The following is an 11,266-nucleotide window of genomic DNA, read 5'->3' as shown; positions in this document are numbered from 1 at the left end:
GATAATTATCAATGATAAAGATACAAAATTAAAACAATAAAAACAAGATAACAATCTGATATTCAGATGATTATGTGGATATGCTCGTCTATATAAAACACAAAAAAGTCGGAAGAAAAATCTTCCGACCATGACTACGCATTGCCCTCTTTTTTATTATCTGTACAAAATCATTAACTTTGGGAATGCTCACGTTCGAAGAATTTTTCACAAAGAAAAAAATTGATTTAGTTGCTTTAAAAAAAGCAGATGAATCGCTATTCTTTGAATTCCAAGATCATTACCAAAAAATGGGCGAAAAAAGTTTCGACCATTCCAAAAAGTTTTGGTTCAATCAATTACGCAGAATTCATCCTTTAGCGGAAGAAGCTGTAATTCCAAAGAAAGAATCCCGAGCTGTATTACCTACAGACACTTCTATTCCTGCTAATGAGCAAAAAACAGTAAGCGAACCTGCAGTAAAACCCGCCGGATTTAAGCCAAGATTTAAAGCACCTGTTACAACAGCAGCGAAGGATAAAAAAGAAGAAACAGAAAATGCTGCTTCTGAGATTCCTGCCAAACCTGCTGGATTCAAACCTCGATTTAAGCCAGGAATTACAAAAACTACTTCTACTGAAGATTCGAAAACTGAGAATCCTGTTACAGAAAATACTTCAGAAAAATCAACAGAACCTGCTTCTAAACCTCCTGGATTCAAACCGCGTTTCAAAGCTGAAGTAACTAAATCTGCTTCTTTGGAAGAACCAAAAGGAGAAACTTTTGAAACTGAGAACGCTACACAAAACACTACTGAATCAGCGAACAAACCTACTGGATTTAAACCACGTTTCAAAGCGGGAGTAACTAAAACTACTTCTACTGAAGAACCAAAAGAAGAAGCTCCTCAAACGGAGAACGCTACACAAAACACTACTGAACCAGCTAACAAACCTGCTGGATTCAAACCACGTTTCAAAGCGGGAGTAACCAAAACATTTTCTGCTGACGAACCAAAAGAAAAAGCTCCTGAAACGGAGAACGCTGCACAAAATACGGCAGAACCAGCGAACAAACCTGCTGGATTTAAACCGCGTTTCAAAGCTGGAGTAACTAAAACTACTTCTACTGAAGAACCGAAATCAGAAACTCCTGAAGTTGAGAACGCTACACAAAACACGACTGAACCAGCGAACAAACCTGCTGGATTCAAACCACGTTTCAAAGCTGGGGTAACTAAAACTACTACTGAAAAGACAACCGAAGAATCATCCGCTAAAGAAGAAAATCCTCAAAAGGATGTCCCTTCTACAGAAGCGAACAAACCTGCTGGATTTAAACCGCGATTTAAAGCGGGAATTACCAAAACAAAACCTTCGGGTGAAGATGACTCTCAATAATATTATAACCAATTATATATAAAATTCTAACCATGCTTAAAGAAGAAAGACAAGCGTATATTATCCATCAAATAAACCTACATAACAAGGTTTTATCTTCAGATCTAAGTATTCAATTGAACGTGTCCGAAGATACTATACGCCGAGATTTGAACGAATTAGCTGAAAATGGACAAGTCATCAAAGTATATGGTGGTGCATTATCCAAATCATTTCAATTCCCTTTTCAGGAAGGAAATGTATACGCTAAAGAAGGTAAAAAAGAAATCGCATTAAAAGCATTATCTCTTATTTCATCAGGAATGACCATCCTAATTGGAGGCGGAACTACGATGATAGAATTGGCTCGCTTGATACCAAATGATTTGCAATGTACATTTTTTACGATTAGTCCCCTTGTGGCATTAGAATTAGCAGAAAAAGATAATATCGAAGTGTTTTTACTAGGAGGAAAATTATCTAGAAACACAAACATTGTAACTGGTTCTCAGGTAATTAACGAATTATCTGACCTTCGTGTTGATCTTTGTCTATTAGGCACAAACAGTCTTTCTATTGAAGAAGGAATTACAGATTCCGATTGGGAAGTCGTGCAAATCAAACGTGCTATGATTAAGTGTTCGAAAGCTTTAGCAATATTAAGTATTGCAGAAAAGTTGAATTCTAACCAAAAAATGCGTGTAGCACCGTTGAAGGAAGTTACATATCTAGTGACCGACCTGGATACAAAAGATAATCGTGTCAAAGATTTCTCAAATCATATAAAGGTTATTTAAACAATATAAATGTCAAGTAATAGTTCGGATTCATTAAAGTCGAAAGCGGTAAAGGGGATTTTGTGGGGAAGCATTTCGAATGGAGCGCAACAATTACTTGCTGTTTTTTTTGGCATTTATCTGGGTCGTATTCTGACCCCGCATGATTACGGATTAGTTTCCTTAATCATTGTGTTTGCGACAGTATGTTCATCCATTCAGGAAGCCGGATTTATTAACGCTTTAGCCAATAGGAAAGAAGTTGATCATCGTGATTACAATGCGGTATTTTGGATGAGTTTAATGATTAGTATCACGCTCTACATTTTACTATTTGCAATATCGCCTCTGATTGGTCGTTTCTACAATCAACCTGAGTTAGTTCCTGCAGCTCGTGTACTGTTCATAGGTTTAATATTCGGTAGTTTAGGAATTTCGCACAGCGCGTATTTGTTCAAGACCCTAAAAGTTAAAGAAAGGTCTTTAGCTACTGCATTGGGGACATTATGTTCTGGGGTAGTGGGTATCTCCCTTGTTTATTTAGGCTATGCCTATTGGGGCATCGTATTTCAGACCATTACCTATTCATTTACGTTTTCCTTAATCTGTTTTTTATATTCCGATTTTAGACCCACGTTACAGATTAATTTCGCACCTATTAAAGAATTGTGGGGTTTTAGCTCGAAGATTTTGCTCACTAGAGTGGTCGAAATCCTCAATAATAATATTTTAACGTTAATACTGGGTAAAAATTCAACCACATCTACGGGTAACTATACGCAAGCGAATGGTTGGAGTATCAAAGCTCAAGGTGTCATTGCCAATATGTCGCACGGCTTTGCTCAGCCCATGCTATCCACCATAGCAGACGACGAGGATAGACAAAAAAGAATATTCACCAAACTTCTGAATTTTATTTGTTTTGCAGCCTTTCCTACGCTGGCACTTTTAAATTGTGTGGCGGAAGAATTTATTCTTATAACTGTCAAAGAAAAATGGCTTCCTGCGGTACCAATACTAAAAATATTGTGCATAAATGCCGCCTTTTTGCCAATAATTAATTTTTACTCCAATTTTCTGCTCAGTAAAGGAAAGTCGGATTTATACATGCGTTATATCATTTCATTCGGTGTCATACAGCTTATTATTATCTATTTTCTTCATGGGGATGATGTATTGCCCATGGTGTGGGGAATTTCGCTATTCACGATGTTTTGGACATTTATCTGGCAGTTGTCAGTAGTAGCGTACAGCAAGATTAAATACGCAGAACTATCTCTTATTATAACAAAATATTTAATAACAGCCCTTTTAGCGGGTGCACTAACTTATTTTATTGGTAATTTTGTCGAAAGTAATTGGGTTTCTCTAATTGTAAAAACACTGGTATTTGGAATAACCTACATCTCCATTTTGTATGTAGCGAAGTCCGAAGTACTTTTAGAAATCATACACTATTTAAAAAATAAATATGTTTCCAAACACACAGACAACTAAAGATGGGGTAAGCGCTGTATTGCTTACATACAATTCGCCTCTGGAGCTTGTCAAAAAGTGTATTGATTCTATCCTGCTACACAACGATATTGCCGAATCACTCGAAATTATCGTAGTTGATAATAACAGTGACAATCAAGCGGATCTCCAAGAGTTTATCCATACAAAATATCCTCAAAGTATATTCGTTCCCAATTCTATCAATGGAGGATATGGTGCGGGTAATAATTTAGGAATAAAGCATGCTACATATGAACATATTCTACTCATCAATCCTGATGTAGAATTGTTAGAACCGATTTTTTCGTGGGCAAAAGAAAAGTTTGACTCAGACTCTAAGTTGAATATTTTTGGTTTCCAACAAGTCAACCAATACAATAAGAAAACACACTCATTTATTCAGCGTAGACTAACCCGAAAGGACTTTATTATCAATCAGTTTTTACAGAAGATGAATATCTTTAACCCAAAATATTCCATCATTTCTGGAGCTTGCTTTTTCTTGCGGAAATCTTCCTTCGGGGCAATTGGCGGTTATGATGAGAAAATCTTTCTCTATGGTGAGGAACGTTATTTGCATGAAACCATGTTGGCCAAATTTCCAGATTGCCATATTAAAATGGATTTTGCAAAATCTTACAAGCATCCCATTACAGATAGAGCTTTTTCATTGAAGCCAGCCAAACTCGCTTTGGATTCCTATTTCTATTTGACCAAAAAATTAGGCAGAAACGCGGAACAGGTCAAAAAAGAGGTGATTAATTACCATAAAGCATTAATTTCATTCTATTCTTTCAAGAAGAAAAAACAAGAAGTCGTTAACAATCGTTCTATCATAGAAATGATTGAAAACCCACAAAACTTTTAAGTTTATGCGAGATTTAGCGCCTATTATCATATTTACGTACAATCGACCGCAACATACCCGACAAATGTTGCAAGCCTTAGAAAATGCCGAGTTAGCACAAGATTCTGAAGTATTTATATTTTCAGATGGTGCCAAAAATGCACAAGCTATCGAACAAGTAAATAAAGTGAGAGCTATTATCGCTGAACCTTGGAATTTTAAAAAGATTACAATCTGCGAAAGAGAACGAAATATAGGATTAGCACAAAATGTCATCACAGGGGTAACAGAAGTCATCAATCAGTATGGAAAAGTAATTGTACTCGAAGATGATCTAAAAATAGCTAAAGTAGGTTTACGCTATTTTAATGATGCATTGGATGCATACGAAGAGGAAGAAAAAGTCATGGAAATCAGTGGCTATATGTATCCTGTAAAAGACAGCAACAAACTACCCGAATCCTTTTTCTTTCGCGTAGCCAACAGCTGGGGCTGGGCAACCTGGGCAAGAGCATGGAACAAATACAATACCGACATTGACACACTTATTGCTGATTTTGATAATGAGAAAATCAAAAGATTTAGCATTGATCATACCGAAAACTTTTGGAAGCAAGTGCAAGAATACAAAGCTGGAAAAATCAATTCTTGGGCTATTCGCTGGTATTTAACGCTGTTTAATCACAATGGATTGGCGCTATATCCACGGCAATCCATGATTCAAAATATGGGAACAGATGGCTCGGGCACACACTCTGATGCGGACACAGCTTATCACGTAGAACTAGCCACACAACCTGTCTCCTATTTTCCCAAGGAAATCGAAGAAAATAAAGAAGCTTACGAAGCAATTAAGTATTTTTACAAACATCGTAAAGGCTCACTATGGGCGAGAGCAATACGATTTGCAAAAAAGCAGTGGAATAAAAAATAACGAACGTGACATCTCCTACCATATCCATCATCACCATTGTCTACAATAATGTCCGTGATATCGAACATACGCTTCTTTCCGTCATCAACCAAACGTATAGCCATATCGAATACATTATTATCGATGGAGCTTCTACGGACGGCACCTTGGATATTATACAAAAATACCGGGGCAGCATCGATGTCCTTATTTCAGAGAAGGATAATGGGATTTACGATGCGATGAACAAAGGTTTGGCTAAAGCGACTGGAGATTACGTGCTTTTTCTAAATTCCGGAGATGAGTTGTATGACAATCATACCATTCAGACCATTGTTGAAAAAGGTAAAGGCGCAGATATTATCTATGGTGAAACCAAACTAGTGGACGAAGAGCGCAATATTATAGGTGACCGTCGACACAAGGCTCCTGCTCATTTTGATTGGAAGTCGTTCCAATATGGCATGAATGTCTGTCATCAGGCTATTTATGTAAAAAGAGAAATAGCTGAACCTTACGATCTACAATATAAACTTAGCGCAGATGTAGATTGGGTAATCCGTGCGGCTAAAAACGCTAAAACATCCCAAAATGTAAATTGCTATGTCGCCCGCTACTTGGTCGGAGGTTTGTCTCAGCAGCGCCATAAGCAAAGTTTGAAAGAACGCTATGACATTTTCAAAAAACACTACGGCACTTTTCAGAATTGGATTAATCACGGTATTATAGCGCTAAGACTTATTAAGCACAGACTCACACATGGCAAAACACGAGAATAACGATTTCTTTAATCCCGAAATATTAATAGAATTAGCAAACACCAAAATGCCATTTGGCAAATATCAGGGTTGGTTACTTTGCCGTTTGCCCGAGCCGTATTTAGTGTGGTTTCACAAGAAAGGCTTTCCTCCTGGAAAGCTAGGTACGCAACTCGCTACATTGTACGAAATCAAATTGAATGGTTTAGAGTATTTATTGACACCACTTATCAAAAAGTAATGACGCTCATTTTTGAACGGAATCTTTTTTGTACCTTTGCAACAAATTAACAGTTAACATTAAACGCCGTTTGCAGCGGTATCAATGAAATATATGGGACAATATCAAACATTGCTGTACTATTGCTACAGCCCTATCGAAAACGCAGAACAGTTTGCTGCAGATCACTTAGAATTTTGTAAATCAATTGGACTTGTAGGTCGTATCATCGTCGCAGATGAAGGTCTTAACGGTACAGTATCAGGCACACCTGAAGCTTGTAAAGCCTATATGGACGCTATCTATGCAGATGGACGTTTCAATCATACGGAGTTCAAAATTGATGAGGTAGAAGAACCTTCATTCATCAAAATGCACTGTCGCTACAAGCCGGAGATCGTTCACTCTGGTCTTCGTGATCCTAAAATTATTGATCCTACGAAAGAAACAGGTAAACACTTGGAGCCGAAGGAATTCATGGAAATGAAAGACCAAGAGGATGTGGTTATCTTGGACGTACGTTCAAACTACGAACATTCTGTAGGTCGTTTCAAAAATGCTGTTACTTTAGACATCGACAATTTCCGCGAATTTCCAGAGAAGGTAAAAGAATTAGAGCACCTAAAAGGTAAAAAAATTCTTACCTACTGTACAGGAGGTATCAAATGTGAGAAAGCTTCTGCCTTATTATTAAAAGAAGGTTTTGAAGATGTGTACCAATTACACGGAGGTATTATCAAATATGGAAAAGAAGCTGGAGGAAAGGATTTCGAAGGTGATTGTTATGTATTCGACAATCGTGTAACCGTACCAGTGAATTCCGTAAATCCGACGGTGATATCAAGATGTAAAAATTGTGGTAAACCGACTAAGAAAATGATCAACTGTGCGAATGCTAAATGTAATGAGCATTTCACGCAATGTGATGATTGTGGATGGGAATTAGAAGGTTGTTGTTCAAAAGAATGTCAATCTGTTCCTGATAAGAGAGAATATGATGGTACAGGATACTATGTAAAAATTCCTCAACCTGTAAACGTTGAAAAGATTTCTAAAAGAAAACATAAAAACTTCCCTCCTAAAAACAAAGAGGAAGTACAAGCATAAAGAAATAGCCTTGACCATTGTCAAGGCTATTTCTGTTTTATTTAATTCCTTCGGTATTAATCCAAAGGCAAAGGATTCTCATTAATATATTGTTCCCAAGCCCAAGCTGAAGACATCATTTCATCAATACCCAATTGTGCTTTCCAACCTAATTCTTTTGTTGACTTCGTCACATCACCCCATACTTGGATCACATCCCCTTCACGACGAGGTCCAAATTCGTAATTCAAAGGCTTTCCTGAAGCCTTTTCAAAAGCTTTAATAGCCTCTAATACCGAATAACCGTTACCAGTTCCAATATTGAAGACATCGTACTTACCATTTGGATTTCCTTTTTCTAACAATTTGATGGCCGCTACGTGAGCTTTCGCTAAATCTACCACATGGATATAGTCACGAATACATGATCCATCAGGAGTATCGTAATCACTACCAAATACCGTTAATTTTTCGCGTTTACCAATTGCAGTCTGTGTAATGAAAGGCAACAAGTTTTGAGGAACACCATTTGGCAATTCACCGATCAAAGCCGTTTCATGCGCCCCTACTGGATTAAAGTAACGTAGAGCTACAATATTATAGTTGCCATACGCATTTGCTGTTTCTTCTAAGATTTCTTCAGCTATTTGCTTCGTGTTACCATATGGAGAAGTTGATTTCTTCACTGGCGCAGATTCTGTTACAGGAAGAACATCAGGTTCACCATACACCGTACAGCTGGATGAAAACACAAAGTTGATAGGTTTTTCACGGTAGCTATTCAACAAGTTAATCAACGAAAAGAAATTGTTATGGTAATATTTTAACGGATCCACCACAGATTCCCCAACCGCTTTGGATGCTGCAAAATGAATAATTCCCGTGATATCTGGATTTGCTTCAATGAAAGCTGTCGTCTTTGCTACATCACATAAATCAAACTGATGAAATTCTGGCTTAACACCAATGATTTTCTCAATTTGATCTAAAATTTTAATATTCGAATTCGATAGATTGTCAACGATTACTGGTGTATATCCCGCATTGTGTAATTCCACAACGGTATGCGAGCCTATGTACCCTGTACCCCCCGTTACTAAAATTTTACTCATAATCTTATATGTTACTATTTTGTTGTAAGCTTAGTGTTGAAAACGTGATGTTGGACAAATAAGGTTTTACCATCAGATTGCTGGAGTTCATGCTAAACAAATATGCATATTTTTTAACTAGAATTAAAAATATATTCAAATATCTTCAGCGTCATCCCAAATTGTTCTTTCCTTATTGGGTAGCAAATTATAGCTTGCCTCAATTCCACGTTTAGAAAAGGTTTAATATCTTTGACGAATATAAGTATTATTTTAACAATATGCGATTACTCTACGATTTAGGAATATGGCTTTATGGCGTTTTATTACACCTAATTTCCCCTTTTAACCCCAAAGCAAAGCTATGGGTACAGGGCAGAAAAGACATATTAAATCGCATAGGTCAAACGGTTGAACAGGGGCAAAAATATATCTGGTTTCACTTTGCTTCCCTTGGTGAATTTGAACAGGGAAGGTCAGTTTTAGAACAGATAAAAAAAAGATTTCCACAGGAAAAAATAATTGTAACTTTTTTCTCTCCGTCCGGATATGAGATTCGTAAAAACACCACACTGGCTGATTATGTCTTTTACTTGCCTGAAGACACAGCTTCAAATGCGAAAGCCTTTCTGGATATCATCCAACCAAGATTTGTAGTGTTCACCAAATACGAATATTGGTATCACTATTTCAAAGAGCTTAAGCAACGTAACACCCGCTTATTAATGATTTCGGCTATTTTCCGGGAGGAGCAAATCTTTTTTAAACCTTATGGCGGATTCTTTAGGTCTATTTTACAGAATGTATCTTATTTTTTTGCGCAGAATACTGATTCGGTTCATATGTTGAAATGGATAAATATCACCAAAGCTGGCTTTGCGGGTGATACGCGTTTTGACAGAGTAGTAGAACTTCCAAATCAGCACAAAACTATCGAACAGGTCGAAAAATTTTGTGCAGTGCATAAAACCGTCGTTGCTGGAAGTACATGGAAACCGGACGAGGAACTTTTAAGGCAATTGGCTGCAGATAATCCGCAATGGAAATTTATTATAGCTCCACATGAAATTCATGCATCGCATATAGAAGAGATTACTAAACTATTCGGAGAAGTACTTCTCTTTTCAAAATTCGAAACTTACACCGACAAACAAATCCTTCAATCCAAAATATTAGTTATTGATAATATAGGTATGTTATCTTCATTATATCATTATGCCGAGATTACGTATATAGGCGGTGGTTTTGGTGTCGGTATTCACAATACATTGGAGGCGGCTACGTATGGTAAACCTGTTATTTTCGGTCCTAAATACGAAAAGTTCCAAGAAGCTGTGGATTTGGTGACTTTGATGGCGGGATTTTCAATATCTAATTATACAGAATTAAAACAGGTTTTTGACTCACTAAAAGATCAAAACTTCTTACACGAAGCTAGAAATTCTGCAAAGAATTATGTGCAACAGCGTGCAGGAGCTACGCAGATTATTATGAAATATTTGGAAACCGAGAAATTGTTAGGATAAAACTAATTCTCGTCCACCAAAAACAATTCCGAAGCAATATGATCAGCTAATAATTTGCCTTTAGTGGTCGCTCGGAGTATGTGATTTTCAAGAATTTCCAATTCTTCATTGTCGAAGAATACTTGACTTTCTCTCAAAACATGCTGCCTATAATCGTAACCGAAGTCCTTTTCGATTTTTTGCAAATCTAAACCCCACATCGTACGAATAGACGTCATGACATATTCATTGAATTGGTCTTCTTTCGAAAGATTCTCGATTTCCTGAAAGTCCGTATTGTCCGCCAAAGCTGCTATATATTTCGCATTATTGGCTACATTCCATGACCGGGAATTTCCATTGAAAGAATGCGCAGAAGGACCAATGCCTAAATAATGCTGCCCTTTCCAATAGTTGGTATTATGCTTCGCATACCTACCGTTTTTAGCAAAATTGGAAATCTCATAATGCTCAAAACCACTCTGAGTCAACGTATCAATCAACATTAGCATTTGGTTGGCACTTTGGGCATCACTCATCGCAGGAGTTTTGCCTTCTTTGACAAAATGAGCCAATGCCGTACGCTTCTCCACAGTCATTGAATACGATGAAATATGTGGAATATCAAGCGTAATAAGCTTCTGCATATTGGATTTCCATTTCTCATCTGTCAACAAGGGATAACCGTATATCAAATCACAAGTGATATTTTCAAAACCTGCATCCTGAACACGCTTAATCGAAGAATCTGCTTCCTCGGCATTGTGCGCACGGTTCATCCATCGTAAATCCTCCTCGTAGAATGATTGTATCCCGATAGAAAAGCGATTAATAGGTGTTTGACGAAGGGCTTTTACTTTTTCCGCGGTGAGGTCATCAGGATTCGCTTCCAGCGTAATCTCCGCTTCCGAACTGATTTCGAAGTGTTTCTCTACAGTACCAATAAGCTTTAATATATCTTCAGCATCCAAAATAGAAGGTGTCCCTCCCCCAAAATAGAGGCTGTGCACCACCTTATCTTCCAAATAATGTGCACGCTTCACAATCTCCTGCTGCATAGCTGCAAGCATTTCCTCCTTATACTTTAACGAAGTGCTAAAATGAAAATCACAATAATGACAAGCTTGCTTACAGAATGGAATGTGAAAATATATCATGGGTGCCGCTCAAATGTTATGAGGCAAATGTAAGGAATTAAGGACAAAAAGATATTTA

At 37.3% G+C, this 11,266-nt stretch carries 11 protein-coding genes; 9 read left to right on the top strand and 2 right to left on the bottom strand.

All coding sequences use genetic code 11. The features are described from left to right. Window positions 1-185: 185 nt before the first annotated feature. The 8 genes from G5B32_RS16170 to G5B32_RS16135 all read left to right on the top strand — a co-directional run bounded on the left by G5B32_RS16170 (window position 186) and on the right by G5B32_RS16135 (window position 7,476). Window positions 186-1,379 carry a hypothetical protein gene (locus tag G5B32_RS16170; protein ID WP_165292535.1) on the top strand — a complete coding sequence of 398 codons (1,194 nt, stop codon included), beginning with the start codon at window positions 186-188 and terminating at the stop codon, window positions 1,377-1,379. Window positions 1,380-1,411: 32 nt separating this feature from the next. Further along, window positions 1,412-2,155, top strand: coding sequence for a DeoR/GlpR family DNA-binding transcription regulator (locus tag G5B32_RS16165; protein ID WP_165292534.1), 744 nt, complete (start codon window positions 1,412-1,414; stop codon window positions 2,153-2,155). Between the two features lie 9 nt (window positions 2,156-2,164). Then, window positions 2,165-3,631, top strand: coding sequence for a lipopolysaccharide biosynthesis protein (locus G5B32_RS16160; protein ID WP_165292533.1), 1,467 nt, complete (start codon window positions 2,165-2,167; stop codon window positions 3,629-3,631). Beyond that, window positions 3,606-4,499 carry a glycosyltransferase gene (locus G5B32_RS16155; protein ID WP_165292532.1) on the top strand — a complete coding sequence of 298 codons (894 nt, stop codon included), beginning with the start codon at window positions 3,606-3,608 and terminating at the stop codon, window positions 4,497-4,499. Before G5B32_RS16160 ends, G5B32_RS16155 begins: the two co-directional genes overlap by 26 nt. A 4-nt stretch (window positions 4,500-4,503) precedes the next feature. Next, a complete protein-coding gene (locus tag G5B32_RS16150) occupies window positions 4,504-5,412 on the top strand; it encodes a glycosyltransferase (RefSeq protein WP_165292531.1) in 909 nt (302 codons plus the stop codon). Between the two features lie 5 nt (window positions 5,413-5,417). Then, entirely contained in the window at window positions 5,418-6,170 is a 753-nt protein-coding gene (locus G5B32_RS16145; RefSeq protein WP_165292530.1) for a glycosyltransferase family 2 protein, read from the top strand. Beyond that, complete coding sequence (locus G5B32_RS16140) at window positions 6,151-6,390, top strand: DUF3820 family protein (protein ID WP_165292529.1); 240 nt, start codon at window positions 6,151-6,153, stop codon at window positions 6,388-6,390. The genes G5B32_RS16145 and G5B32_RS16140 overlap by 20 nt, the downstream gene beginning before the upstream one ends. A 93-nt stretch (window positions 6,391-6,483) precedes the next feature. Beyond that, window positions 6,484-7,476 carry a rhodanese-related sulfurtransferase gene (locus tag G5B32_RS16135; RefSeq protein ID WP_165292528.1) on the top strand — a complete coding sequence of 331 codons (993 nt, stop codon included), beginning with the start codon at window positions 6,484-6,486 and terminating at the stop codon, window positions 7,474-7,476. A gap of 56 nt (window positions 7,477-7,532) precedes the next feature. Here the strand turns inward: G5B32_RS16135 and galE are convergent, their stop codons facing one another. Continuing rightward, complete coding sequence (galE, locus tag G5B32_RS16130; RefSeq protein WP_165292527.1) at window positions 7,533-8,567, bottom strand: UDP-glucose 4-epimerase GalE; 1,035 nt, start codon at window positions 8,565-8,567, stop codon at window positions 7,533-7,535. Between the two features lie 260 nt (window positions 8,568-8,827). Here galE and G5B32_RS16125 point away from each other — a divergent pair, with 260 nt between their 5' ends. Further along, window positions 8,828-10,072 carry a 3-deoxy-D-manno-octulosonic acid transferase gene (locus G5B32_RS16125; RefSeq protein WP_165292526.1) on the top strand — a complete coding sequence of 415 codons (1,245 nt, stop codon included), beginning with the start codon at window positions 8,828-8,830 and terminating at the stop codon, window positions 10,070-10,072. A 2-nt stretch (window positions 10,073-10,074) separates the two neighbouring features. On the opposite strand, the gene hemW is transcribed toward G5B32_RS16125, so the two are convergent. Then, a complete protein-coding gene (gene hemW / locus G5B32_RS16120; RefSeq protein ID WP_165292525.1) occupies window positions 10,075-11,208 on the bottom strand; it encodes a radical SAM family heme chaperone HemW in 1,134 nt (377 codons plus the stop codon). Between the last annotated feature and the right edge of the window lie 58 nt (window positions 11,209-11,266).

The organism is Sphingobacterium sp. SGL-16 (genome assembly GCF_011043515.1).
In the GTDB taxonomy this organism is placed as follows: domain Bacteria; phylum Bacteroidota; class Bacteroidia; order Sphingobacteriales; family Sphingobacteriaceae; genus Sphingobacterium; species Sphingobacterium litopenaei.
This window is presented reverse-complemented; position numbering and strand designations above follow the sequence as displayed.